Below are 24,819 nucleotides of genomic sequence, written 5' to 3'. Positions count from 1 at the left end.
GTTTCAGCTTAGAACGAAGCGTTGGCCAGCCCATCCAGATAGCGCTCCACATCCAGCGCCGCCATGCAGCCAGCACCGGCTGAAGTAATTGCCTGACGGTATACATGGTCTGCCACGTCACCGGCCGCGAATACACCCTCGACGCTGGTGGCAGTCGCGTTGCCTTCACGGCCACCCTGCACCACCATGTAGCCGTCCTTGAGGGCCAACTGGCCTTCGAACAGCGAGGTGTTCGGCGTATGGCCGATGGCGATGAACACGCCATCGACTTTCAGCTCTTCGGCAATGCCGTCGTTGTTGCGCAGACGCGCACCGGTCACACCCATGTTGTCGCCCAGCACTTCTTCCAGCGTGGCGTTGAGCTTGAGCTCGATCTTGCCTTCCGCCACGCGGGCATGCAGCTTGTCGATCAGGATCTTCTCGGCACGGAAGGTATCGCGACGATGCACCAAGGTGACCTTGCTGGCGATGTTGGCCAGGTACAGGGCTTCCTCGACCGCAGTGTTGCCGCCGCCGACCACCGCAACTTCGCGGTTGCGGTAGAAGAAGCCATCGCAGGTCGCGCAGGCCGAAACGCCCTTGCCCATGAACGCTTCTTCCGACGGCAGGCCCAGGTAGCGTGCGCTGGCGCCAGTGGCGATGATCAGCGCATCGCAGGTGTAGGTCGCGCTGTCGCCGGTCAGGGTGAACGGCTTGGCAGCGAAATCAACGGCGTTGATGTTATCGAAGACGATCTCGGTTTCGAAACGCTCGGCATGCTCGCGCATGCGCTCCATCAGTGCCGGCCCGGTCAGACCATGGGGGTCGCCCGGCCAGTTGTCGACTTCAGTCGTGGTGGTCAGCTGGCCGCCTGCCTGCATGCCGGTGATCAGCAACGGCTTGAGGTTGGCGCGGGCAGCGTAGACAGCGGCGCTGTAACCGGCAGGGCCGGAACCCAGGATGATCACGCGGGAATGACGAACTTGAGACATGACTAACTCCTGACTGCCGGACGTTGAAGCCGATCCGGTACGGCTGGAATAAAAAGGACTGGCAAGACACCTTGGGGAAGGTTCAATGCCGCCAGCCCGTAAACTTCAAAAGGAAGGGTTGAAAATCGAATGCGCCAAGCTTAACGACGTAGGCCCGATTAGGGAAATACCCTTTGGCAATCCGATCCATAGCCCTCTTCTATGCGGACATCTTCGACTGGCGAGGATCGCGTCAGGTTGTTACCAGCCATTGCCGTGGTTCCCGCGCCCGTGCAAAGCCGGTACTGTCAGCACGTTTTCATTGTCCTGGAGTTGTCCATGCCTGTCCCTGCACTGTCCGGCCCGCAATACCTGCGCGAAGGCCTGAAAATGGTCTTGTCTCCCGGGCTGCGTTTGTTCGTGCTGCTGCCACTGGGCATCAACCTGGTGTTGTTCGTGGGCTTGATCTACTTCGCTGGGCACCTGTTCAGCGGTTGGGTCGATCACTTGATCCAGAGCCTACCGCACTGGCTGGGCTTCCTCAGCTTCATCCTCTGGCCGCTGTTCGCCGTGCTGGTGGCGTTCATGGTGTTTTTCAGCTTCACCACGCTGGCCAATATCATCGCCGCCCCGTTCAACGGGTTCCTGTCGGAAAAGGTCGAGGTGGTGGCGCGGGGCAAGGATGAATTCCCGCCCTTTCGCTGGGCCGAGCTGCTCGAGATGATTCCGCGCACACTGGCCCGCGAAGCCCGCAAGCTCGGGTATTTCCTGCCCCGTGCGCTGGCACTGTTCGTCCTGTCGTTCATCCCCATGCTGAACATCATCGCCGCGCCACTGTGGCTACTGTTCGGTGTGTGGATGATGGCGATCCAATACATCGACTACCCCGCCGACAACCACAAGATGAGCTGGCAGGACATGCTCGCCTGGCTACGCCAGAAGCGCTGGCGCAGCCTGAGTTTCGGCGGCATCGTGTACCTGGCGCTGCTGATTCCGGGGGTCAACGTCCTGATGATGCCGGCCGCGGTGGCAGGGGCGACGTTGTTCTGGGTGCGTGAGCGGGGGTGAGTCTTTGCGGTGCGACCGATCACGGCTCGCACCGCTGGCGATGGCGTCATGAATTCCTCACGAATGCGCCACACCAACGCAATACAAGTCCCCGAAACTGTCTGAATGACAGCGCTCCCACTCCATATCACCCTCATCACCGAAACCTTCACCCCCGAGATCAACGGGCTTGCCAGCACGCTCGATCATTTGTGTCAGGGATTGCGCGGCCGTGGACACCATGTGCATGTGGTGCGGCCACGGCAAGTGCAGGACAGTGCGCCGGACGAGGATGTGATGCTGTGTCGCGGCTGGCCGATTCCTGGCTACCCTGGGCTGCAGTGGGGCGAGTCGTCCATGGGGCGGCTGGTGCGGCGCTGGCGGTCAAGGCGGCCCGATGTGGTGTATGTCGCGACGCCCGGGCCGTTGGGCTTGAGCGCGCTGCGTGCCGCCCGACGGTTGGGAGTTCCGGTGGTCAGCGGTTTCCACACCAACTTTCAGCAATACGCCGCGCACTGCGGGCTGGGGCTGCTGGCACGTCTGGTGACCCATTATCTGCGCTGGTTTCACCGTCGCACCTGCATGACCCTGGTGCCCTGCACCAGCCAACGTCTGGAGTTGCAGCGGCGCGGCTTCGAGCGTTTGCATCTGCTGGCGCGCGGCGTCGACAGCCAGCTGTTTCATCCTCGGCGGCGGAGCACGGCCCTGCGCCATCGCTGGGGCCTGAGCGAGGGCGACCTTGCTGTGCTCTATGTCGGACGTCTTGCGCAGGAGAAGAACCTGGACCTGCTCGCGCGCACGCTTGCCTACCTGCAGGCGCAGCATCCGCAGCGACTTATCAGGCTGATCGTGATCGGCGATGGCACTCGGCGCAGCGATCTGCAGCGGCAGGTACCCGAGGCGATTTTCTGTGGGGCGTTGCGTGGCGAAGCGCTGGCGGAGCATTACGCCAGTGGCGACATCTTCGTGTTTCCCAGCCTCACCGAGACTTTCGGCAATGTGGTGCTGGAAGCGCAGGCATCGGGGCTGGCCGTGGTGGCCTACGATGAAGCTGCGGCAGCGCAGCACATTCGCCACGGCCACAGCGGCGCGCTGGCCATGCCTGGTGATGAGGCGGCCTTTCTGGAAGCCGCTGGCTGGTTGCTGGAAGACGAAGAGAACCTGCGCAGGGTCCGCCTCAACGCGCGGCGACATGCCCGACTTCAGGGTTGGGGTGCGATCGTCGAGCAGTTCGAGCAACAGCTGACGAGCGCCTGCGCGCCGATACCTTCGGCAAGCTTTGCAAGGACTGTAACGAGTCCCCGGGGCTGAACCGTACGCTGCGTGTCAGCCAGACCGCGTTGACCCTTCGCGGCCGATGACCGCTCCTACAAGGGGCCAAAAAAAACAGGGGGCACGTCGCTGACGTGCCCCCTGTTTGCATCTGCGCCTGATAGCTCCTAAGAGCACCCTGCTCAGATCAATGGTGGTGACCACCTTCGCCGTGCACGTGGCCGTGCGCGACTTCTTCCTGGCTGGCGTCGCGGATGTCGACGACCTTGACCTTGAAGTGCAGGCGCTGACCGGCCAGCGGGTGGTTGCCGTCGACGGTGACGTCGTCGCCGTCCAGGTCGCGAATGGTCACGATCTGCATCTGGCCATCGGGTGCGGAAGCGTGGAACTGCATGCCCACTTCCAGCTCGTCGACGCCTTCGAACATGCTGCGCGACAAGGTGCTGACCAGTTCGGCCGCGTACTCGCCGTAGGCATCTTCGGGCTCGATCGCCACGTCCAGGTCGTCGCCGACCTGCTTGCCTTCCAGAGCCTTTTCCAGGCCAGGAATGATGTTGCCAGCGCCCTGCAGATAAACCAGCGGCGCGCCGCCGGCGGAGCTGTCGATAACCTCACCAGCGTCGTTGGTCAGGGTGTATTCGATGGAGACAGCCTTGTTGGCGGCGATCAGCATGAGGAAGACCTTTTGCATAAGAATGTAGAACGACCAAGTGTAACCAAGGGTTGGCTTGAAAGCGAACCCACTCGGCCAGTGGATGACCCGAAGCAATGTGCCCAGCCCGTGAGGGTCTTGGCACACGCCATGAAATTATGACTGTGCACGGCGCGATTCGTTTCTACTTGCGGGCCGTGGCGTGAAGCTTGTAGCGTGCAGCCCAAAGCTCACCCGAGAAGCTCGCATGCAAACTTTCTTCATCGCGCCGACTGACTTTGGCGTAGGCCTGACCTCCATCAGCCTGGGGCTGGTAAGGACCCTGGAACGCGCCGGCCTGAAGGTCGGTTTTCTCAAGCCCATCGCTCAGCCACACCCCGGCGACCTGGGCCCGGAACGCTCGACCGAGCTGGTTGCCCGCACCCATGGCCTGCAGCCGCCCAAGCCCTTGGGCCTGGCCCACGTCGAGCGCATGCTGGGCGATGGCCAGCTCGACGAGCTGCTCGAAGAGATCCTGACGCTTTATCAGCAAGCCTGCGCCGGCAACGACGTGGTCATCGTCGAAGGCATGGTGCCGACCCGCAACGCCAGTTATGCCGCCAGGGTCAACCAGCACCTGGCGAAAAGCCTGGATGCCGATGTGGTGCTGGTGTCGAGTGCCGAAAACGAGGTGCTTGCCGAGCTCTCCGGCCGGGTCGAGTTGCAGGCGCAGTTGTTCGGCGGCCCACGCGACCCGAAGGTTCTGGGCGTCATCCTCAACAAGGTGCGTACCGATGAAGGCATGGAGGCGTTCGCCGCGCGCCTCAAGGAGCACTCGCCCCTGCTGCGTAGCGGTGATTTTCGCCTGCTCGGCTGCATCCCCTACCAGGCCGACCTGAACGCGCCGCGCACCCGTGACGTGGCCGAACTGCTCGGCGCCCAGGTGATCAACGCCGGTGACTACGAGCAGCGGCGGATGAACAAGATCATCATCTGCGCCAGGACCGTGCTCAATACCGTGCAGTTGCTCAAGCCGGGCGTTCTCGTGGTGACCCCAGGCGATCGTGACGACATCATCCTGGCCGTGAGCCTGGCGGCCATGAACGGCATGCCTTTGGCCGGGCTGCTGCTGACCAGCGACACCCTGCCCGACCCACGCATCCTCGAACTGTGCCGGGGCGCCCTGCAGGCCGGTTTGCCGGTGCTGTCGGTGAGCACCGGTTCCTACGACACCGCCACGCGCCTGAACCAGCTGAACAAGGAGATCCCCATCGATGACCGCGAGCGCGCGGAGATCATCACCGATTTCGTTGCCGGCCACCTGGATGCCCAGTGGCTGCACCAGCGCTGCGGCACGCCACGGGAGCTGCGGCTGTCACCGGCCGTGTTCCGGTATCAGCTGATCCAGCGCGCGCAGCAGGCCGACAAGCGCATCGTCCTGCCCGAAGGCCACGATCCGTTGACCATCCAGGCAGCGGCCATCTGCCAGACCCGCGGCATTGCCCGCTGCGTGCTGCTGGCCAAGCCCGCCGACGTGCAGGCGGTCGCCAGTGCCCAGGGCATCGAGCTGCCTGAAGGGCTGGAGATCCTCGACCCCGACCTGATTCGCGGTCGCTACGTGGAGCCGATGGTGGCGCTGCGCAAGAGCAAGAGCCTCAATGCGCCCATGGCCGAGCAGCAGCTGGAAGACAACGTGGTGATCGGCACCATGATGCTGGCTCTGGATGAAGTCGACGGTCTGGTCTCGGGCATTCTCCATTCCACCGCCAACACCATCCGCCCGGCTCTGCAGTTGATCAAAACCGCACCGGGCTGCAGCCTGGTGTCGTCGGTGTTCTTCATGCTGTTTCCCGATCAGGTGCTGGTATATGGCGACTGTGTGATGAACCCCCACCCCAGCGCTGCCGAACTGGCGGAAATCGCCCTGCAAAGCGCCGACTCGGCCGAAGCGTTCGGGATCGCCGCGCGGGTAGCGATGATCAGTTATTCCAGCGGCAACTCGGCCAGCGGCGAAGAAGTGGAGAAAGTCCGCGAGGCGACCCAGCTGGCGCAGGAGGCCCAGCGTGATCTGTTGATCGACGGCCCGCTGCAATACGACGCCGCCGCCAACGAAAACGTCGCACGCCAGCTGGCTCCGGACAGCCAGGTCGCTGGCCGGGCGACGGTGTTCGTGTTTCCCGACCTGAACACCGGCAACACCACCCACAAGGCGGTCCAGCGCAGTGCCGATTGCGTCAGCCTGGGGCCGATGCTGCAAGGGCTGCGCAAACCGGTCAACGACCTGCCGCGTGGCGCCCAGGTCGACGACATCGTCTACACCATTGCCCTGACCGCCATCCAGGCCAACCGCACCCTCGACCTCTAGGAACATCATCTTGCAGATTCTTACCGGGCTGTGCGCCGCCCTGCTGCTGGCCCTTAACACCATCGTTTGCTGCACGCCGCTGTTCATCGTCAGCCTGATCAAGCTGTGCCTGCCCTTCGCGGCGGCGCAGCGCCTGACCGATGAACTGATGCGCCACATCCACGAAGCCTGGATCAGCAACAACAAGGCCTGGATGAACCTGCTCGGCGGCATTGGCTGGAAGGTCGAGGGCTTGCAGGGGCTGGACTACCAGCATTCCTACCTGGTGACCAGCAACCACCAGAGCTGGGTGGATATCCTGGTCCTGCAATACGTGCTCAACCGACGCATCCGGCCACTGAAGTTCTTTCTCAAGCGCGAGCTGATCTGGGTACCTGTCATCGGCCTGGCCTGGTGGGCGCTCGGTTTCCCGTTCATGAAGCGCTATTCCAAGGCCTATCTGGCCAAGCATCCGGAGAAGAAGGGCGAAGACCTGCTCACCACCCGCCGCGCCTGCGCCCGCTTCCGCGGCAAGCCGACCGCCATCTTCAACTTCGCCGAAGGCACCCGCTTCACTCGGACCAAACATGCCCAGCAGGCCTCACCGTTTCGCCACCTGCTCAAGCCCAAGGCTGGAGGCATCGCCTTCGTGCTCGATGCCATGGGCGAGCAGTTGCAGTCGATGGTCAACGTGACGATCTACTACCCACAGGGCGCACCCGGATTCTGGGACCTGCTGTGCGGCCGAGTGGGCGAAATCCACGTGCTGTTCGAGGAACTGCCGATCCCCGAGCAATTCATCGGCCACAGCTATGACCAGGACGAGACGTACCGTGCGCTGTTTCAGAGCTGGGTGAATACGCTGTGGACACAGAAGGACGCAACGCTGGAGCGACTCAAGCTGGAGCAGCCTGAGAAAGACTGATCGCCCATAAAAAATCCCGCTGCCAGAGCGGGATTTTTGCAAGCCTTGCAGTGATTACTGCTGCTGGGCCGGCTGCGAGTACTGCTGGCCGGGAATCGGCTTGAGGTTGACTTCGACACGGCGGTTCTGGGCACGGCCGTTGGCGTCGGCGTTGCTGGCGATCGGCTGGTCGGGACCTGCGCCGCGTACCGACAGGCGCGAGCCATCCACGCCCTGCGCAGTCAGGTAGTTGCTGACCGCCTGGGCGCGCTGCAGCGACAGGTCCATGTTGTGCTGACGGCCGCCGGTGCTGTCGGTGTAGCCGACGATCTCGATGTTGTTCTCGTTGAACTGCTTGAACGAATTGCCCAGGTTGTTCAGCGGGGTGTAGAAGCTGCTGGAGATGTTCGACGAGTCGGTGGCGAAGGTGATGTTGCCCGGCATGATCAGCTTGATCTGATCGCCCTGGCGCTGCACTTCCACACCGGTGTTGGCCATGCTTTCACGCAGCGCGGCTTCCTGGCGGTCGGCATAGTAGCCATAGCCTGCCGAAGCGGCGCCGGCCACGGCAGCGCCGATCAGCGCGCCCTTGCCACGGTTGTTGTGGTCGATGGCGGCACCGGCCACGGCGCCGGCCAGTGCACCCAGCCCGCCATACTTAGCGGTTTTGCTGATGCCCGACGAACCCTGGGCCTGGCCCTGGTTTTCATACGGATTCTGCGACGCGCACCCGGACAACAGGGCGATGGCAGCGGCGGCAGTGATCAAGCGACGCGAGGTAAACATGGGCAACTCCTACTACATGAAGGCGGAAATCTGCGGAAAAATGCGGCGACGGGTCATGAACGTGTGACTGACTTGGAGGGCAAAAACCGGGAAAGATTCCCGTGTCGCGCCGACAGCCCTCGTCAGCCATGGCCTGCAGCCTGCTAGCGTACTCCGTCCTGGCGCAGCGCCGCCGGGGTGAAATCGGAAGTGGTGGCCGTGAAGCCGAAGTCGTAGGACTGCTTTTCCTCGTTCTTCATGCCCAGCGCCAGGTAACGTCCCGACTGCAGGTCATAGAGCACCTCCAGGGTGGTCCAGGGCACCTGCTGGTCGTAGTAGTTCTGCGCGTGCGCTTCGGCCACGCGCCACAGCTGTCCACGGCCATCGTAATGATCGATCACGGCCGCCTGCCAGGTGTCCTCGTCGAAGTAGAAGTCACGCTTGGCGTAGATGTGCCGCTGACCGGGCTTGAGCGTGGCGACCACGTGCCATACCCGGCGCAGCTCGTAGCGGGCCAGGTCCTGGTTGATGTGGCCGGCCTTGAGGATGTCCGCGTACTTGAGGTTGGGCGAGTCGAGCCGGTGGCTGTTCTGGGCGATGAACATCTCCTGCTTGCCTACCAGTTGCCAGTCGTAGCGATCCGGAGCGCCGTTGAACATGTCCAGGTTATCGGAGGTGCGCAGACCATCGGCTGCGGTGCCCGGACCGTCGTAGGCCACCTGCGGTGCGCGTCGCACACGGCGTTGACCGGCGTTGTAGATCCACGCCTGACGCGGTTCGGCCACCTGATCCAGGGTCTCGTGGACCAACAGCACGGTGCCCGCCAGACGCGCCGGCGCGATCACGTCCTGCTTGAAATAGAACAGTACGTTGCCGGGATGTTGCGGATCGAAATCCTTCATCCTGTCGCGAAACACGAACTGGTCCTGGAAATACACCAGGCTGTAGGAACCATTGGGTTGCGGCGTGGCCTGGGTCACGCGCCGTGAGACGCTGCCGCCACGGTAACGGATAATGTGATTCCAGATGACCTCGATGCCGGTCTTGGGAATGGGGAACGGGGTGGCCATCTGAAAGCCTTCCACACCGTTGCCGTCACCGATCAGCCGAGCATGGGTCGCGTTGACCTTGATCGCACTCGCGACCTCGTCCGGCACACTCGCTCCGCGATGGGAGGGGTAGACCGGCATCGTGAAGGTGTCCGGATAGCGCTTGAACATCGCATACTGGCCAGGCGCTAACTTGGCCTTGTACTGCTCGACGTTCTGCGCGGTGATGGTGAACAGGGGCTTCTCGCTGGCGTAGGGGTCGGAGAGAAACCCCTTGCTGTCGACCGTACCGGCGGTGCGCGGCATCGGCAACCAGGCCGGAATGGAGCCGTCGGCATTGCCGGCCTTCTCGGCGCCCAGAGGGGTCAGGCGGGTACCCAGTTGGTCGGCCTCCTGTGCGCTGACCGCTGCCATGGCAGCGCCGGCCCACAGGGACAGACCGAAGATCCCGGCCTGCATCAGCATCGTTCTTGTATTCATGGCCGATCGTCTCGAACAGGGTGGCTCAGAAATTCACGCCGAAGCTGAGCGCAACGAAGTCGCGGTCATCCACCGTGGTGTACTTGCCGTCAAAAAAATTGGTGTACGACAGACTCGCCGTGTAGGTGTTCTGGTACTCGGCATCGAGCCCGAGGCTGACCGCCTTGCGGCCTTCCTCGAAGTTGCCGCCGGGGCTGGGCGAGTAGCCGGACACATCGTGCGACCAGGCGATACTGGGCCGCAGGTTGACCCCGGCGAATACGCTGTTGTAGTCCCAGATGGCGCGGGCGCGATACCCCCACGAGGTGCTGGTGGTGAAGCCGCCATTGGTGCAATTGCGCGAGCGGTTACTGGCCGAGGTGCCCGGCCCGGCCCCGGCGATGGTGCCGGTGTTGAGGATGGCGGCGCAGGTGTCCAGGCCACCGGTGGCAGGCAAGGCGCCGGGGCCAAAGATCGCGTCACGCCCATAGCGCATCTGCGAAGAGCTCTCCAGACCGCCGACATGGGTGACCCCCACCTCGCCCACCACCGTCAGCCGCTCGGCGCCCATGACCTGATCGAAGAAATGGGTCAGGGTGGTTTGCAGCTGGGTGATCTCTTTGCGGCGGTAGCCTTTCAGGTCTTCTCCGGGCGTGCCGTCGAGCACTGACGCGTTGCTGTACGCGCCGCCCAGCGGACGCACACCGGCAAAGAGAATGTCGGTGGTGTTGAGTTGCACCGGCGCATTGGGCCGGTAGCTGACCTCGCCACTCCAGGCCGTGCCAGTGGGCAGCGTGGTGGCGAAGCTCAGCCCGTAGAGGCGGATGTCCTCGGGAAAGTCGTAGAAGTAGCTGGAGTCACCCGCCACCAGCAACGGGCCCAATGCGCCGGCCCGTGACGCTGCCGCATAGGTCGCGGCCGATGCCCCGGTGGCGTTGAACAGCGGCAGGCGGCTGTGGTAGTTCATGAAGTAGGCACCGAATTCGGTGTCCAGCGGATCGTAGTTGTAACGCAGCGCCACGCCGAACTGGCCGCTGTCGCGCGCATCGCGGTCCCCGCTGCGGCGCACCCGCACGCCCTCCTCGTTGACATCCACACCGGCGGCGGTCAGCGCTGGCAGGGCCGCAGCCGGCAGGCTCGAGCGCTTGGCCAGAAGGCGCAGATTATCGCTGCAGCCATCGGCGGCGACGTCTGCCTGGGCGAAGAACGTGCCGCAGTTGTCGGTTACCGTCTGGTCCCATTCGAGCTGGTAGAAGGCTTCGGCGGAAAGGTTGTCGGTCAGGCTCTGGGAGACGTAGAACAGATTGACCGGGATCAACCCCTCCTTGACCTCGGCACCGGGCCTGCGGAAGGCCGAGACGTCGATCGGATTGAGCGCATTGATGCCGTTCTGGATGAACGTGCTCTCGCCCCAGCTGACCACCTGCTTACCCAGGCGCACGGAGCCCGGTTGATCGCCGATGGCGTAGTTGTGGTAGACGAACGCGTCGAGAATCTGCCCGCCGGAGGACTGCGCGGCTTCTTTGCGGTTGCTGTCGCTGATGTCCTTGAAGGGTCGGCCTTCGTCCTTGAGCTCGAAGTCGTACCAGTACTTGCCGCGAATGAACACGCCGGTGTCGCCGTACTTCAGCTCCAGGTCGTGCAGCCCCTTGAAGATCTTGGAAAAGGTTTCGCCTTTCTTGAAGTTCAGATGGCCGTCGTCGGTGGTCTGCGACAGGCCCGACCCACCGTTGTTGACGCCGATCAGGTTGCGGTTCGCGCCAGCGGTGGACCAACTGGCGCCGACCGACAGCGCGGAATCGAACTGGCCTTCGATTTCGCCGATGTTGAAGCTGACGGCAAGCGCCGGCCCGGCAAGCGTCGCCAGACCGACCGCCAAGGGTAATCTGGCCCGGCGACAGGGCAGGTGTACTGAATTCATCGACGCTGTTCCATGTTCGTTGTGGTGCTGGCAAGGGCTGCTGCCTGGCCATTATAGCCAGCAAGGCGGGCTATCCGGCGTGCATGCCATGCCGATTCAGCGTATTTCGCTCAAGGCGATCTTCACGCCCAGCGCCACCAGAACCACGCCCATGGCGCGGTCGAACCAGTGCCCCATTCTGGCGAAGCCTTCGCGGACCCGACGCTGGCTGAACAGCAGGGCGATCATGCAGAACCACAGCGCCGTGGCCAGCGCCAGGTAGACGCCGTAACCGGCCTGGATGACCAGTGGCGTGTGGGGGCTGATGACCACGGTGAACAAGGACAGAAAGAACAGTGTGGCCTTGGGATTCAAACCGTTGGTCATGAACCCGGCCACATACGCGGCCTTGGGTGTGCGCTGTACCGGTGCCGCACTGTGGGTGGGCTCGCCGAGCGGCGCCGGCTTGGCGCGCAGGGCCTTGAAGCCGATGTACAGCAGGTACGCGGCGGCGGCCCATTTCAAGGCATTGAACAGCACGATGGACTGGGACACGATCAGGCCGATGCCCAGCAGCGAATACCCCACGTGCACGAAGATCGCCGTGCCCACACCCAGCGCCGTCCACAGCCCGGCCTGGCGGCCGTGGCTGACGCTCTCTCGCACCACCACTGCGAAGTCCGGTCCCGGGCTGGCCACCGCTAGCAGGTGAATGAAGGCAACGGTGAGAAATTCGGTCCAGTACATGACAGCAGGCTCCAAGCGGCAGTGGCAAACACGGTGATGACCTCAAGCAGTCCCGGACGCTACCTCACGTCAGCAGGCCAGGCCACAAGATTTTCATCCGGCAGCTATGGTAGAACATCCACAACCACTTCATGAGGTTCACCCATGCCCGCTCACCGTGCCGCCTTCCTCGACTACAGCTCCCTGGACCTGGGTGACCTGGACCCTGCCGCGCTCAAGGCCTGCTTCGACGACCTGCAGCTCTACCCCAGCACGACGCCTGAGCAACTGGTCGAGCGCCTGCGCGGCGTAACGGTAGCCATCAGCAACAAGATCGACCTGGACGCCGCGACCCTGCAGGCCTGCCCGGATCTGAAACTGGTGCTGGTGTCGGCCACCGGCACCAACAACGTCGACCTGGAAGCGGCGCGCAAGCTCGGTATCACCGTGTGCAATTGCCAAGGCTACGGCACCCCCTCGGTGGCCCAGCACACCCTGATGCTGTTGCTGGCCCTGGCGACCCGACTGCCCGATTACCAGCGCGAGATCGCGGCCGGCCAATGGCAGCGGGCCAAGCAGTTCTGTCTGCTGGACTTCCCCATCGTCGAACTCGACGGCAAGACCCTCGGCCTGCTGGGCCATGGCGAACTGGGCGGCGCGGTCGCCAAGCTGGCCGAGGCTTTCGGTATGCGCGTGCTGCTGGGGCAGATTCCCGGTCGACCGCCACGCGCCGATCGCCTGCCGCTGCATGAGCTGCTGCCGCAGGTCGATGCCCTGACCCTGCACTGCCCGCTCAACGAGCACACCCGACACATGATCGGCGCGCCGGAACTGGCTCTGCTCAAGCCCAATGCCTTCGTGGTCAACACCGCGCGCGGCGGCATCATCGACGAGCAGGCCCTGGCCGATGCCCTGCGCCGTGGTCACCTGGGCGGAGCGGCCACCGACGTGCTCAGTGTGGAGCCACCCGTGGACGGCAACCCCCTGCTGGCCGACGATATCCCGCGCCTGATCGTCACCCCGCACAGTGCCTGGGGCAGTGTCGAGGCACGCCAGCGGATCATTGGCCAACTGGCGGAAAACGCCACGGCCTTCTTCGCCGGCCAGCCCATCCGCAGCGTCTGACAAGGGCCGTGGTCTGTTAGAATCCGCGCTTTTGCCAGGAGCCCTCCCATGGACCCGCGCAGTGAAGTGCTGCTTCGTCAGGCCAACTTGTTCCAAGGTCAGCTGTTGTTGGCCGGGCTGCCTGCCGATGACCTCTTCGGCCAGTTGCCGAACGCCGCCGGCTGGTGCTGGCACGCCGGCGATCAGGCGGCGCTGGACGCGCGCTTCGAAGGCCGCAGCCATTTCGGGGTGAATGCCCCTGAGACGGCGTTTGAAGGCGCGGTGGTGTTCCTGCCCAAGTCGCGCGAGCTGACCAGTTATCTGCTCAATGCCCTGGCCGCCCGCTTGCAAGGTCGCGAGTTGTATCTGGTGGGCGAAAAGCGCGGTGGCATCGAAGGTGCGGCGAAGCTGCTGCACGCCTTCGGCAAGCCGCGCAAGCTGGACAGCGCACGCCATTGTCAGTTGTGGCAAGTGACGGTCGAACAGGCGCCGCAGGCCGTGGAACTGGAAAGTCTGGCGCAGCGCTATCAACTGGACATCGCCGGCGAGCCGTTGACCGTGATCAGCCTACCGGGCGTGTTCAGTCACGGTCGACTGGACCGCGGCACCGAGCTGCTGCTCGAACACATCGACGGCCTGCCTCGCGGCCATCTGCTGGATTTCGGCTGCGGTGCCGGGGTGGTAGGTGCCAGCCTCAAACGTCGCTACCCGGACAACCAGCTGACGTTGCTCGATGTCGATGCCTTCGCCACGGCCAGCAGCCGTCTGACCCTGGCGGCCAATGGGCTGGAAGCCTGCGTCATCACCGGTGACGGTATCGATGCCGCGCCGCTGCATCTGGATGCCATCATCAGCAACCCACCGTTCCACTCGGGCGTTCATACCAGCTATCACGCCGCAGAAAACTTGCTGGAAAAATCAAGCCAACATCTGAAAAAAGGCGGCGAACTTCGCTTGGTTGCCAATAGTTTCCTGCGCTATCAGCCGCTGATCGAAGGCGCTTTCGGGCGCTGCCAGACAGTGGCCGAGGGTCGCGGTTTCAAGATTTATCGCGCCGTCAAATAGCGAAATATTTTCTTGCCCTATCGTGATCGCCTAGGCAGAATCCGCACCGTCCTAGGGGAGTAGTCTCCCGCGAGCGCCAGCTCGCCAGGCACGCGTCAACATACTTGGCCCTCAGGCCATGGCGCGTGCGACCCAGCGGCCGCACAGACGGCCCGGGTTTGACAAGACCTATGACACGTACACCTTACCCGGGGCGGGGAGGCTGTTCGTGTCATAGCCGTGTCGACCCGCCCCCATAGGAACGCTCCTGATGTTGGAATCCCTACTTGTCCCTACCGGGCTGGTGGCCTTGGCCGAAATCGGCGACAAGACCCAGTTGCTCGCTTTGATCCTTGCGGCGCGCTTCCGCAAGCCCTGGCCGATCATCGCTGGCATCGTCGCCGCCCCCTTGGCCAACCATGCAGCAGCCGGTGCGGTGGGCGCCTGGTTCAGCAGCTTCTTCTCCGATGTCGCCCTGCACTGGATCCTGGCCGCAAGCTTTGCCGCCACCGCGCTGTGGACCCTGATACCGGACAAGATCGACGACGACGAAGCCAACACCGCACGCCGCTACGGGCCGTTCATGACCACGTTGATCGCGTTTTTCATAGCCGAGATCGGCGACAAGACCCAGGTCGCGACGGTGATGCTGGCCGCGCAGTATCCGCACTTGCTGATGGTCATCATCGGCACCACGCTGGGCATGCTGATTGCCAACGTGCCGGTGGTGCTGGCGGGTAATTTCGCTGCCGACAAACTGCCGCTGACGTTGATCCGCCGATTGGCCTCGGGGGCGTTTTTCATTCTGGCGTTCGTTGCGGTGTATCAGGCGATGAAGGTCAGCGGCTGGGTTTAGATTGGCGGTGAGGCCTTCGCGGGCAGAGACCCGCTCCCACAAGGGGACCTCGGTATCAAGGTTCTTCTGTGGGAGCGGGTCTCTGCCCGCGAATCAGGCGACGCGATACATCAGGACTTCTTCGCCTGCTCATACAACGGCATGACCTTGGGAATCGCCGCCTGCAATGAAGAAATCCGGCTCGCCGATGCCGGGTGAGTGCTCATGAATTCTGGTGGCGAGTTGCTGCCTGCCGCTGCGGTCATCTTGTTCCACAAGGTGATCGCGGCGTTGGGGTCGAACCCGGCACGCGCCGCCAGCTCCAGGCCGAACAGGTCGGCTTCGTTCTCGTTGCTGCGGCTATTGGGCAGGGTCAGGCTGTAGTTGACCACGGTATCAGCCAGTTTCAGGCTGTCTTCGCCCAACCCCAGCAAGGCCCCTGCCCCGCTGCGCGCCATCTGGATGCCATAGGCCTTGGACATCGCTTCGCGACCGTGCTCGCGCAGGGCGTGGGCGATTTCATGGCCCATCACGGCGGCGATTTCGTCGTCGGTGAGTTTCAGGGTGTCGATCAGGCCGGTGTAGACAATGATCTTGCCGCCGGGACCGCAGTTGGCGTTGAGCTCGTCGCTCTTGATCAGGTTCACTTCCCATTGCCACTGCGCCGAATCCGGGCGCAACTTGGGGGCCTGGGCGATCAGCCGATCGGCGATCGCCTGCACGCGCTTGGCCTCGGCGCTGGTCTTGTCGAGCACACCCTTGCCGCTGGCCTCGGTCAAGGTCTGCTGGTAGGACTGTGCGTACATCTTGTTCACTTCATCGGTGGACAACATGCTGAACATGTATTGCTTGCGATCGACACCCACGGCGCCGGAGCTGGTGGTATTGACGGCCTGACAACCGGCCAGCAGCACGCTGACGGCCAGGGTGGCCGGAATGAAGAACTTGCCCATTGGGACTCTCCTGGTAAACCTGGCGGTATCCTACACGGTGCATATCGGACACGACACCTGCGCAGGTGCTCGGCCTGATGCACTGCGGTGACTGCTTCGCGGCCGCGGACCGCTCCTACGGGTACACCGCCCCCTTCCCCTCCCCCGTAGGAGCGGTCAGTGGCCGCGAAAAGAGCGACGCGGTCCCTGGAAAGACGTCACGCCGGGGTGAGGCATTCCGGAGCATTGAGTTTGGGGTCGTTGACCAGGTTCGCCAAGGGGCGTTCGCGCAGTGCAGCCTGGGGCGCGGCAAGCAGCGACTGCAGGGTGGCCATGGGCGTTTCCGGATCCAGCCAGGCCGCCTGACCCGCGGCATCGAGGATCAGCGGCCGACGCTGGCTCATCGCCGGCTGAGTCACCACTGCCGTGCTCAGCCAGACCTGCTCCTGCACCGGGTAGGCTTCCCAGATCCCCGCGAAAAACAGCGACGACCCCTCTCCCGGCGTCAGCCAGAACGGCCGTTTGCGCACTTTGCCCCGCCATTCGTAGAAGCCGTTGGCCGGAATCAGGCAGCGGCGCAGGCGCAGGGCCTCGCGAAACATCGGCTGTTCGGCCACCGTCTCGGCACGCGCGTGGGCCGGGGTCCGCGACAGGTCGGTCAACCACGGCGGGGTCAGCCCCCAGCGTGCCTTGGCCAGAGTCGAGCGCTCACCTTCGCGGCGCTGGATCAGCACCGAGTCACCCGGCGATATGTTCCATTGCGCCTGCTGGCCTTCGGGAAAGCCCTCCTGCGCAGCGAAACCGGGTGACCAGCGAAACAAGGCAAAACGTCCACACATCAGGAAAAAACTCTTGAGGGGTCTAGCACAGCAGAACCCCGGGAAAACTGTCGGGCTCATCACCCGACATGGGCAGCGCAGCATTGTACTCACCGATCAGCTGCCGTGCGTAATCGGCCTGCTCGTCGGCCACCAGCAAACCCAGCAGGCCCATGGCAGGCAGATCGCCCATCCCGCCGACCAGATCCCGCCCTGCCAGATGCGCACCCACCCCTTCGTTTTCCAGCATGCCCAGAAGCATCTGTGCCTCCAGCAGGCTGGCGGGCTCGTAAATGCGCTGCATCACTCGTTCTCGCTGCGCACGTGCAGCGACCAGTCTTCGCCATCGGTCTGCAGGGCGAAGACGATGGGGCGGCAGCAAACCGGGCAGTCTTCTATATAGTCCTGATCGCCAGCGGACAGGTCGAGCACCGCCTCGGCTGGCTCGCCGCAATAGGGGCAATCGTAATCTTGGGTTTCCAGCATCGCGGCCTCCACGGCTCACTTGTGCGTATAATCGCCACTCTGTTTGCAGGCCGTTGGCTACATGGGCCCCTACCCTTTGCCCACAACCTTGCGCCTGTACCTTTACCTTAGCCGTTTCCAACAAGAGAGCATGATGGGCGAATTCGATGCCATCCGACCGTACGACGACGCTGAAGTACCTGCCGTTCTGGCACGGTTGCTCAGCGACCCGGCATTCCTGGATATCCTCACCCACTTCCGCTTCCCGCGTCAGGCCAAGACCTTTGGCTGGCTGCTCAAGCCACTGATCGCGCGGCGCCTGCGCCGCGAGTTCAAGGATGTCACCAACGTGGCGACCTTGCAGGACAAGGTCGAGTTCTACGTCGACCACACCATCGACCGCGCCACGGACGGTGTGACCTACACCGGCGTCGAGCAGTTCAAGTCCGGCAGCGCGTATCTGTTCCTGGCCAATCATCGCGATATCGTCATGGATCCGGCGTTCGTCAACTACGCGGTTTATCACGCCGGGCTGCCGACGCCGCGCATCGCCATTGGCGACAACCTGCTGCAGAAGCCCTTCGTCAGCGACCTGATGCGCCTGAACAAGAGCTTCATCGTCCATCGCTCGCTGGTCGGGCGCCGGGAAAAACTGGCGTCCTACCAACTGCTGTCTGCCTACATCAACCACTCGATCCGCAACGACGTCGCCTCGATCTGGATCGCCCAGGCCGAGGGCCGGGCCAAGGACGGTGACGACCGTACCGATTCGGCGATCCTCAAGATGTTCCACATGAGCCGCAAGGACGAGCCCTTCGGCGAAACGATCAAGGCGCTGAACCTGACACCGGTGTCGATCAGCTACGAATACGACCCCTGTGACCAGGCCAAGGCGCGCGAGCTGTACATTCGCGCGACCAAAGGCGCCTACAACAAGGCGCCTGGCGAGGACGACGTCAGCATTGCCCAGGGCATCACCGGCTACAAGGGCCGGGTGCACATCAACTTCGCACCGCCCATCACCGAGCTGTTCGAAGACACCAAGCAGCTGGCCACGGAAATCGATCGACAGATCCTGGGCGGCTATCGCCTGTTCCCGGTGCACTACCTGGCCTATGCGCAGTGGGCCGATGCCGACCCTGAACTACAGGTGCCAGCGGCGGCCGATGTGTTTCCCGCCGCCGAGCTGGAAAAGGCCCGCGCCGAATGGCTGCGCCGGCTGCGCGAATGCCCGGTGGAGCAACGACCATTCCTGGTGCTGCAATACGCCACGCCGGTGCGCAACCAGTACCGGGTCAAGGCGGGACTGCCGCTTTAGGGTCGACCAGTGCAAGGGGCGTAACGGGACGGTCATGAGTCCGTCACGCCCCCTTCATGCAAAGCAGGCATCGTGTTGCACCCTTACCCAACACGCTTTGGATGCCCGTCATGCTGCACGCCCTGAACCAGGATCGCCTCTACCACATTGCCGCCAGCGACGAGCAGGAAGCCCTGATCGACGCCCTGGCCTTCAATGTCCAGGATCGACAGTGGCTGGTGTACTGCGCGCTCGGCGGTCATCAACATGGCGACTGGCCGGAGCTGGACTTGGGCACCGGTATCAGCCTGCTCGACTTTCACATGCGCGCTGCCTGAATGCTGCACCCGATAAAACCCGACCCACAAAAAAGCCCGCGATGAACGCGGGCTTTTTCATGCCTGGCCGACGCTGTCAGAAATTGCGCTGGGACAGGGTCTGGCCGATGGTGGCGTCCTTGAACACGCGGGTCAGTGCGTCGCTGAGGACGTCGCTGACCAGCTTGGTGTTGGTTTCCTGATTCGGCGCCATGCCGAAGCGCTGGTTCAGCGAAGCGCCGTAGCGGCCGCTGTAGTGGCGACCACCGTTGGTGACGTCGGCCTTGAAGGTTGCGCCGATGTTGGCTTCGGTGACGTACATCTTGTCCTTGGGCGACTGGTACTTGAGCTCGGCCAGGGTGATGGTCAGCGTCGGCGCGCTGCCGTTGTTCGCAGTGGGCGTGAAGCCCAGCAGGCGAACGGCTGCTTCGGCCTGGGCCTGCAGCTTGGGCAATACGTCGTTGGGGGCCACGCTCACCGCGCTGGTTTCCGGATACAGGCCACCACGGGTGCCCAGGGTGGGCGAAGGTCGGCCATCGACGACGCGCACGGCCACGGCCTGGCCTTGGCCGACGGCGGCGAACTGCGAGGTCAGGCGCGGCTGCGGGCTGAGTTGTTGCGGGCTGTTGGCACAACCGACCAACGTCAGACTGGTCACAGTGATCATGGTGAACAACAGGCGGTGCAACATGCGCATCTCTCCGGCAACGGGCAGTGAATAAGCCGGGAGTATAGCGGGGCCTGCAGGCAATGGACCAGCCATGAAACATGCGCATGCAACGGCGATGCGCGGCGTGTCATCAGCCTGTCACCGTCCTTGGGCAGTATCGGCTCCACAGTCCACCGCACGGAGAAACACTCATGGGTTTTCTCAAGTCTCTGTTCCGGGCCAGCCAGCCCTACCGCTGCTACGTCGCGCTCGACCGGCAGGGTCTGTGCCGCGCCTTCAAACAGTGCCAACTGCCCCCCAGCGGCGACGGTTGGGTCGAGGTTGGCGATATTCGCCCACAATGGTTGGGCCAGCCATTGCCCGCCCATGCCCGCGTCAGCGCCCATGCCACGGGGGCTGGCGGCATTCGAGCCGTGCATGCCTGACTGCCCGGTCACCAAAAGCCTGTAAATAACGATCAACTCGCCACGTTTCATCGCTATAATCTTCCCCCGATTATAAGGACGTCTCCTGATCGGGCCTCGCATCACCGCCAACGCACTCGTCTTGGCTTCCGCACCGCCCACAGAGAGCCGCCCACGCAGGTCACGCGCTGGCGTTTCCATTTGCTTGCGCCACCCCTGCCGCTGCCGGTTTCTCAAGCAGCCTTCTTGAGGTTCACGACTCCAAAAGAGCGTGAAAAAACGGGTTTCACAACTTCACAAGAGTGTGGCGAGCAAATGAAAAGTCTTGGATCTGTACCAGCACTATCTGCGTCCCGAACAGCCCAACGAGGAAGGATCGAACGCTTCGCATGAAGGGTTTCGGTCGCTGAGCGCGCGTATCGACCGGGTTCCATGAACCTTGGTCCTATGGCGCTGGCGGGCCAGACGTGAGTTCATGGGCCATGCCCGACGAACCCGTCGGCACAGGCCATTCAGCGATGCAGTTGCGAAGTTTCGGACATGGCGACCCAGGCCTGCACAGACGTACCGGGGTCCCATGCTGTCAATGGGTGCTGAAGATTTTGGAGACGCGTTAAATGGCGCAAAACGAAGCAGTCGACGTGGTATTGGTAGGGGCCGGCATCATGAGTGCCACCTTGGCCGTACTGCTCAAGGAACTCGACCCGGCATTGAAGCTGGAAGTCGTCGAGCTCATGGATTCCGGTGCCGCGGAAAGCTCCAACCCGTGGAACAACGCCGGTACCGGCCACGCCGGTCTGTGTGAGCTCAACTACACGCCGCAAGCCGCCGATGGCTCCATCGATATCAAGAAAGCCGTACAGATCAACACCCAGTTCGAGGTGTCCAAGCAGTTCTGGGCCTACCTGAGCAAGAAGAGCAGCTTCGGTTCGGCGCGCTCGTTCATCAGTCCGGTACCGCACCTGAGCTATGTCGAGGGTGACAAGGGTGTGGCCTTCCTCAAGAAGCGCTATGAACTGCTCAAGACCCATCACGCCTTCGCGGACATGGAATACACCGAAGACAAGGCGAAGATGGCCGAATGGATGCCGTTGATGATGCCGGGGCGGCCTGCCGACCAGCACATCAGCGCCACCCGTGTGATGGGCGGCACCGACGTCAACTTCGGCGCCCTGACCAACAAGCTTCTGGCCCACCTGGCCAGTGCGCCGGGCGCGCAGGTCAAGTACTGCAAGAAAGTCACCGGCCTTGCCCGCACGGGCAGTGGCTGGACGGTCACCGTCAAGGATGTCAACAGTGGCAACACTCGCGAAGTCGATGCCAAATTCGTGTTCCTGGGCGCCGGTGGTGCGGCGTTGCCGCTGCTGCAGATGTCCGGTATCGAGGAAGGCAAGGGCTTCGGCGGGTTCCCGGTAAGCGGCCAGTGGCTGCGCTGCGACAATCCCGAGGTGGTCAAGCGGCACCAGGCCAAGGTCTACAGCCAGGCCGCCGTGGGCTCGCCGCCCATGTCGGTGCCGCACCTGGACACCCGCGTGGTCGATGGCAACAAGTCGCTGCTGTTCGGGCCGTACGCGGGCTTCACCACCAAGTTCCTCAAGCATGGCTCGTTCCTCGACCTGCCCCTCTCGGTACGCGCGGCCAACATCGGCCCGATGCTGGCCGTGGCACGGGACAACATGGACCTGACCAAGTACCTGATGAGCGAAGTGCGTCAGTCCATGGAGCAGCGTCTGGAATCGTTGCGTCGCTTCTACCCCGAAGCCCGTGCCGAGGATTGGCGCCTGGAAGTAGCTGGCCAGCGCGTGCAGATCATCAAGAAGGATCCGAAGAAAGGCGGCGTGCTGCAATTCGGTACCGAGCTGGTGTCCGCAGCCGATGGCTCGCTGGCGGCGCTGCTGGGCGCCTCTCCTGGGGCGTCGGTGACCGTGTCGATCATGCTCGACCTGCTGGAACGCTGCTTCCCCGAGCAGACGCGCTCACCGGCCTGGGCGACCAAGCTGGCGGAAATCTTCCCGGCGCGCGAAAAGGTGCTGGCAGTGGATGCCGAGGTTTATCGTCGTGTCAGCCATGACAGCGACGTGGCGCTCGAACTTACCGAGAAAACCGACGGTGTGCAGTATTACGCCTGAGCCCCGGCGTGTTCCTGCCGGTCCATTGCGTATACCGCCGACGCGGCTTGCGCTGCCCCTGTAGCAGCGGCGCAAGCCGCGTCCGGGGACACCGCGTTTTTCCAGATACACCGCATGTGCCGCCGACGCGGCTTGCTCCGCCCCTGTAGCAGCGGCGCGAGCCGCGTCCGGGTGCGCCGCGGTGTTCCTGATACACCGCGTCCGGGGGGATTGCGTTCTTCCAGATGCACCGCGTTGGCCGCCGACGCGGCTTGCGCCGCTGCTACAGGGGGTCGCGCGTCAGGCCTGGGCCTGCTGGATCAGGTCGATGTATTCCGGGGCGTTGCGCTGATCGCGAATCAACGCGACAAAATCGTTGCCGTGTTCGTCCTTGCCGTCCAACTCGTAGCCGGCTTCCTTGAAGAACACCAGAAAGCGCGCGAAATCATCGACACGCAAACCACGATACGCCTTGATCAGCTTGTGCAGCGACGGCGAGGTGGCATCGACCGGCTCGAAATTCAGGAACAGCTTGATCTGCTCATCGCCGATCTCGTCGCCAATCAATTGCTTCTTGTCTTTACGCATTACCGACTCCATTGGCTATCACGGTCATTCACGGGGCTGGCAGTCTACCTTCGGCACCGCCATGGGCTCAACGCGCGCGTACGCTTGCGGTATGCAGATCGGCCCAGACATGGCCATTCGGATAGCTGAGAAATTGCACATAGACGGTATCGTTGCGCAGCAGATCGAGCAGGATTCGGTACTGACTCAGTGGATAGGTCAAGGCCAGGGTACCGCTGGCCTCGTCGAAGGCCGGCCGCTTCAGGCTTTTGCTTTCGCCGTCGAAAGTGATCAGTACTTCGGCCAGCTTTGCGTCCTTGCTGAGCGCCTTGCCTTTCAGGCGCAGCAGCATGGGTGCGGTCACGGGGATGGGTTGCTGGTTGGAAAGCCGCTGGTTGCCCATGACCACCGAGTAGCTGGTCACCTGCAGTAGCTGTTGTTGCGGATCGCCCTGACGCAGGGATTGTTCATCCGGCGGCAGGAATTGTTCGTGCAGGGGCCCATGCGCAGGCGCGGCGACCAGCGGCAGGCAGGTCAGCAAGGCAATGGTGGCAACGATCAGGCGCATGAGCGGCTCCTTGTGAAAGAGCCGCTGACTTTAGCATGTAGCAGAGGTTTGAATCCGTTGCGGTGCCGGACGCGGCTTGCGCCGCTGCTACAGGGGATCGCGGTGTTTCTGTGGCAGCGGCGCGGGACGCGGCTTGCGCCGCTGCCACAGGGGATCGCGGTGTTTCTGTAGCAGCGGCGCGGGACGCGGCTTGCGCCGCTGCCACAGGGGATCGCGGTGTTTCTGTAGCAGCGGCGCGAGCCGCGTCGGCGGCGCATGAGGTGCTGCGGGCTTTACAAGCCTTTGACGGCAAAGATGCCAGCGGCGTTGCGCCAGTAGCCCTTGTAATCCATACCATAGCCAAAGATGTAGCGGTCGATGCACGGCAAGCCCACGAAGTCGGCCTTGAGGTCAGGGCTGGCCTTGCGGTCGTGGTCTTTATCGATCAGCACCGCCGTGTGCACGGCACGCGCGCCGGCATGCTTGCAGAAATCGATGATTGCGCTGAGCGTATGGCCCTCATCGAGAATGTCATCGATGATCAGCACGTCGCGGTCGATGAAGGAGATTTCCGGCTTGGCCTTCCAGAACAGGTCGCCACCGCGGGTTTCGTTGCGATAGCGGGTGGCGTGCAGGTACGACGCCTCCAGCGGGAAATTGAGGTGAGTCAGCAGCTTGCCGGAGAAGATCAGTCCGCCGTTCATCACACAGAACACCACCGGATTGCGCTCGGCCAGTTCAGCGTTGATCTGCGCGCCAACCTTGGCGATGGCGGCCTCGACCTGGGCTTCTGTATATAGGCAGTCGGCCTCTCGCATGACTTGACGGATGTGCTCGAGATCAGCGGACATGGCGCTCTCCAAGGGGGGCGGTGGAAGAAAAGCGGGCAAAGGTACGCACACACCCGGCACGAATCAAGCACAATCCAAGGTTTCATGTACTAACGTGCAGCATGTCTATAGGACACCTCGATACAATAGATTAATCTACCGCCGTTTTTTTGCCCGTTCGGAGCCTTTCCCCATGCCTATCCGTGAGATCCGCCCCCCGCTGATCCGCCACAAGCTCGGCCTCATGCGCCGTGCCGACATCAGCACCAAGAACTTCCGCGAACTCGCCCAGGAAGTCGGAGCTTTGCTCACCTACGAGGCTACCAAGGATCTGCCCCTGGAAAACTACGAGATCCCAGGCTGGGCCGGCCCGGTGCAGGTCGAAAAGATCGCCGGCAAGAAAATCACCGTGGTGCCCATCCTGCGCGCCGGCATCGGCATGCTCGACGGCGTGCTCAGTCTGATTCCGGGCGCCAAGGTCAGCGCCGTCGGCGTTGCACGCAACGAAGACACGCTCGAAGCGCACACCTACCTGGAGAAACTGGTACCCGAGATCGACGAGCGCCTGGCGATGATCATCGACCCGATGCTGGCCACCGGCAGCTCGATGGTTGCCACGATCGACCTGCTGAAGAAGGCCGGCTGCAAGGAAATCCGCGCCATGGTGCTGGTGGCTGCTCCCGAGGGCATCGCCGCCGTGGAGAAGGCGCATCCCGACGTGCAGATCTACACCGCCTCGATCGACGAACGCCTGAACGAACACGGCTACATCATCCCCGGCCTGGGCGATGCCGGCGACAAGATCTTCGGCACCAAGCAGAAGGACGCCTGACC

26 protein-coding genes and 1 riboswitch are annotated in these 24,819 nt (G+C 63.1%); of the genes, 12 read left to right on the top strand and 14 right to left on the bottom strand.

The window, feature by feature from the left end; genetic code table 11:
* Positions 1 to 8 precede the first annotated feature (8 nt).
* Positions 9 to 971 carry a thioredoxin-disulfide reductase gene (gene trxB, locus AC788_RS14125; RefSeq protein ID WP_049861224.1) on the bottom strand — a complete coding sequence of 321 codons (963 nt, stop codon included), beginning with the start codon at positions 969 to 971 and terminating at the stop codon, positions 9 to 11.
* 318 nt (positions 972 to 1,289) lie between these two features.
* Here trxB and cysZ point away from each other — a divergent pair, with 318 nt between their 5' ends.
* On the top strand, positions 1,290 to 2,018 hold the full coding sequence (gene cysZ / locus AC788_RS14120; RefSeq protein WP_049861223.1) for a sulfate transporter CysZ: 729 nt from the start codon (positions 1,290 to 1,292) through the stop codon (positions 2,016 to 2,018).
* A 105-nt stretch (positions 2,019 to 2,123) separates the two neighbouring features.
* On the top strand, positions 2,124 to 3,308 hold the full coding sequence (locus AC788_RS14115; RefSeq protein WP_049861222.1) for a glycosyltransferase family 4 protein: 1,185 nt from the start codon (positions 2,124 to 2,126) through the stop codon (positions 3,306 to 3,308).
* Positions 3,309 to 3,456: 148 nt separating this feature from the next.
* On the opposite strand, the gene AC788_RS14110 is transcribed toward AC788_RS14115, so the two are convergent.
* Entirely contained in the window at positions 3,457 to 3,942 is a 486-nt protein-coding gene (locus tag AC788_RS14110; protein ID WP_049861221.1) for an FKBP-type peptidyl-prolyl cis-trans isomerase, read from the bottom strand.
* 226 nt (positions 3,943 to 4,168) lie between these two features.
* Here AC788_RS14110 and pta point away from each other — a divergent pair, with 226 nt between their 5' ends.
* Positions 4,169 to 6,265, top strand: a complete 2,097-nt coding sequence (gene pta, locus AC788_RS14105) for a phosphate acetyltransferase (protein ID WP_049861220.1) — start codon at positions 4,169 to 4,171, stop codon at positions 6,263 to 6,265.
* A gap of 10 nt (positions 6,266 to 6,275) precedes the next feature.
* Positions 6,276 to 7,169 carry an acyltransferase gene (locus AC788_RS14100; protein ID WP_236690525.1) on the top strand — a complete coding sequence of 298 codons (894 nt, stop codon included), beginning with the start codon at positions 6,276 to 6,278 and terminating at the stop codon, positions 7,167 to 7,169.
* 54 nt (positions 7,170 to 7,223) lie between these two features.
* Here AC788_RS14100 and AC788_RS14095 read toward each other — a convergent pair whose 3' ends face one another.
* The 4 genes from AC788_RS14095 to AC788_RS14080 all read right to left on the bottom strand — a co-directional run bounded on the left by AC788_RS14095 (position 7,224) and on the right by AC788_RS14080 (position 12,068).
* Complete coding sequence (locus AC788_RS14095) at positions 7,224 to 7,934, bottom strand: OmpA family protein (protein ID WP_049861218.1); 711 nt, start codon at positions 7,932 to 7,934, stop codon at positions 7,224 to 7,226.
* A gap of 143 nt (positions 7,935 to 8,077) precedes the next feature.
* Positions 8,078 to 9,442 carry a DUF1329 domain-containing protein gene (locus AC788_RS14090; protein ID WP_049861217.1) on the bottom strand — a complete coding sequence of 455 codons (1,365 nt, stop codon included), beginning with the start codon at positions 9,440 to 9,442 and terminating at the stop codon, positions 8,078 to 8,080.
* Between the two features lie 25 nt (positions 9,443 to 9,467).
* Positions 9,468 to 11,342 (bottom strand): DUF1302 domain-containing protein, encoded by a 1,875-nt coding sequence (locus AC788_RS14085; RefSeq protein WP_049861216.1) that lies wholly within the window; start codon positions 11,340 to 11,342, stop codon positions 9,468 to 9,470.
* 96 nt (positions 11,343 to 11,438) lie between these two features.
* Positions 11,439 to 12,068, bottom strand: coding sequence for a LysE family translocator (locus AC788_RS14080; protein ID WP_049861215.1), 630 nt, complete (start codon positions 12,066 to 12,068; stop codon positions 11,439 to 11,441).
* Between the two features lie 144 nt (positions 12,069 to 12,212).
* Between AC788_RS14080 and AC788_RS14075 the strand changes: the two genes are divergently transcribed.
* From AC788_RS14075 to AC788_RS14065, 3 genes are all read left to right on the top strand, one after another.
* Positions 12,213 to 13,172 (top strand): 2-hydroxyacid dehydrogenase, encoded by a 960-nt coding sequence (locus AC788_RS14075; RefSeq protein ID WP_049861214.1) that lies wholly within the window; start codon positions 12,213 to 12,215, stop codon positions 13,170 to 13,172.
* Between the two features lie 48 nt (positions 13,173 to 13,220).
* On the top strand, positions 13,221 to 14,216 hold the full coding sequence (locus tag AC788_RS14070; RefSeq protein ID WP_049861213.1) for a class I SAM-dependent methyltransferase: 996 nt from the start codon (positions 13,221 to 13,223) through the stop codon (positions 14,214 to 14,216).
* Between the two features lie 42 nt (positions 14,217 to 14,258).
* Positions 14,259 to 14,444, top strand: a riboswitch (yybP-ykoY riboswitch).
* 22 nt (positions 14,445 to 14,466) lie between these two features.
* On the top strand, positions 14,467 to 15,051 hold the full coding sequence (locus AC788_RS14065) for a TMEM165/GDT1 family protein (protein WP_049861212.1): 585 nt from the start codon (positions 14,467 to 14,469) through the stop codon (positions 15,049 to 15,051).
* A gap of 110 nt (positions 15,052 to 15,161) precedes the next feature.
* Here AC788_RS14065 and AC788_RS14060 read toward each other — a convergent pair whose 3' ends face one another.
* The 4 genes from AC788_RS14060 to AC788_RS14045 all read right to left on the bottom strand — a co-directional run bounded on the left by AC788_RS14060 (position 15,162) and on the right by AC788_RS14045 (position 17,266).
* Complete coding sequence (locus tag AC788_RS14060; protein ID WP_049861211.1) at positions 15,162 to 15,983, bottom strand: M48 family metallopeptidase; 822 nt, start codon at positions 15,981 to 15,983, stop codon at positions 15,162 to 15,164.
* Positions 15,984 to 16,180: 197 nt separating this feature from the next.
* Positions 16,181 to 16,801 carry an SOS response-associated peptidase gene (locus tag AC788_RS14055; RefSeq protein WP_049861210.1) on the bottom strand — a complete coding sequence of 207 codons (621 nt, stop codon included), beginning with the start codon at positions 16,799 to 16,801 and terminating at the stop codon, positions 16,181 to 16,183.
* A 22-nt stretch (positions 16,802 to 16,823) separates the two neighbouring features.
* Complete coding sequence (locus AC788_RS14050; RefSeq protein ID WP_049861209.1) at positions 16,824 to 17,084, bottom strand: putative signal transducing protein; 261 nt, start codon at positions 17,082 to 17,084, stop codon at positions 16,824 to 16,826.
* Complete coding sequence (locus AC788_RS14045) at positions 17,084 to 17,266, bottom strand: CPXCG motif-containing cysteine-rich protein (RefSeq protein ID WP_049861208.1); 183 nt, start codon at positions 17,264 to 17,266, stop codon at positions 17,084 to 17,086. Before AC788_RS14045 ends, AC788_RS14050 begins: the two co-directional genes overlap by 1 nt.
* A 130-nt stretch (positions 17,267 to 17,396) precedes the next feature.
* On the opposite strand from AC788_RS14045, the gene AC788_RS14040 reads away from it, so the two are divergent.
* Both AC788_RS14040 and AC788_RS14035 read left to right on the top strand, forming a co-directional pair.
* The gene (locus tag AC788_RS14040) at positions 17,397 to 18,563 is read left to right on the top strand and encodes a 1-acyl-sn-glycerol-3-phosphate acyltransferase (protein ID WP_049861207.1); all 1,167 of its coding nucleotides are present in this window, start codon (positions 17,397 to 17,399) and stop codon (positions 18,561 to 18,563) included.
* Between the two features lie 110 nt (positions 18,564 to 18,673).
* A complete protein-coding gene (locus AC788_RS14035) occupies positions 18,674 to 18,880 on the top strand; it encodes a hypothetical protein (RefSeq protein WP_043192943.1) in 207 nt (68 codons plus the stop codon).
* A 76-nt stretch (positions 18,881 to 18,956) separates the two neighbouring features.
* On the opposite strand, the gene AC788_RS14030 is transcribed toward AC788_RS14035, so the two are convergent.
* Complete coding sequence (locus AC788_RS14030; protein ID WP_049861206.1) at positions 18,957 to 19,550, bottom strand: YajG family lipoprotein; 594 nt, start codon at positions 19,548 to 19,550, stop codon at positions 18,957 to 18,959.
* A gap of 170 nt (positions 19,551 to 19,720) precedes the next feature.
* On the opposite strand from AC788_RS14030, the gene AC788_RS14025 reads away from it, so the two are divergent.
* Together AC788_RS14025 and mqo are read left to right on the top strand one after the other, a co-directional pair.
* Positions 19,721 to 19,954: a hypothetical protein gene (locus AC788_RS14025; protein ID WP_049861205.1), complete on the top strand. Its 234-nt coding sequence runs from the start codon at positions 19,721 to 19,723 to the stop codon at positions 19,952 to 19,954.
* 596 nt (positions 19,955 to 20,550) lie between these two features.
* Positions 20,551 to 22,062 (top strand): malate dehydrogenase (quinone), encoded by a 1,512-nt coding sequence (gene mqo / locus AC788_RS14020; RefSeq protein WP_049861204.1) that lies wholly within the window; start codon positions 20,551 to 20,553, stop codon positions 22,060 to 22,062.
* Positions 22,063 to 22,341: 279 nt separating this feature from the next.
* On the opposite strand, the gene AC788_RS14015 is transcribed toward mqo, so the two are convergent.
* The 3 genes from AC788_RS14015 to AC788_RS14005 all read right to left on the bottom strand — a co-directional run bounded on the left by AC788_RS14015 (position 22,342) and on the right by AC788_RS14005 (position 24,006).
* The gene (locus AC788_RS14015) at positions 22,342 to 22,629 is read right to left on the bottom strand and encodes a PA4642 family protein (protein WP_049861203.1); all 288 of its coding nucleotides are present in this window, start codon (positions 22,627 to 22,629) and stop codon (positions 22,342 to 22,344) included.
* Between the two features lie 67 nt (positions 22,630 to 22,696).
* On the bottom strand, positions 22,697 to 23,176 hold the full coding sequence (locus AC788_RS14010) for a hypothetical protein (RefSeq protein ID WP_049861202.1): 480 nt from the start codon (positions 23,174 to 23,176) through the stop codon (positions 22,697 to 22,699).
* 272 nt (positions 23,177 to 23,448) lie between these two features.
* Positions 23,449 to 24,006, bottom strand: coding sequence for a hypoxanthine-guanine phosphoribosyltransferase (locus AC788_RS14005; RefSeq protein WP_049861201.1), 558 nt, complete (start codon positions 24,004 to 24,006; stop codon positions 23,449 to 23,451).
* 172 nt (positions 24,007 to 24,178) lie between these two features.
* On the opposite strand from AC788_RS14005, the gene upp reads away from it, so the two are divergent.
* Positions 24,179 to 24,817, top strand: a complete 639-nt coding sequence (gene upp / locus AC788_RS14000; RefSeq protein WP_049861200.1) for a uracil phosphoribosyltransferase — start codon at positions 24,179 to 24,181, stop codon at positions 24,815 to 24,817.
* Positions 24,818 to 24,819: the final 2 nt, after the last annotated feature.

Source organism: Pseudomonas sp. RIT-PI-a, from assembly GCF_001187875.1.
Lineage (GTDB): Bacteria > Pseudomonadota > Gammaproteobacteria > Pseudomonadales > Pseudomonadaceae > Aquipseudomonas > Aquipseudomonas coleopterorum.
This window is presented reverse-complemented; position numbering and strand designations above follow the sequence as displayed.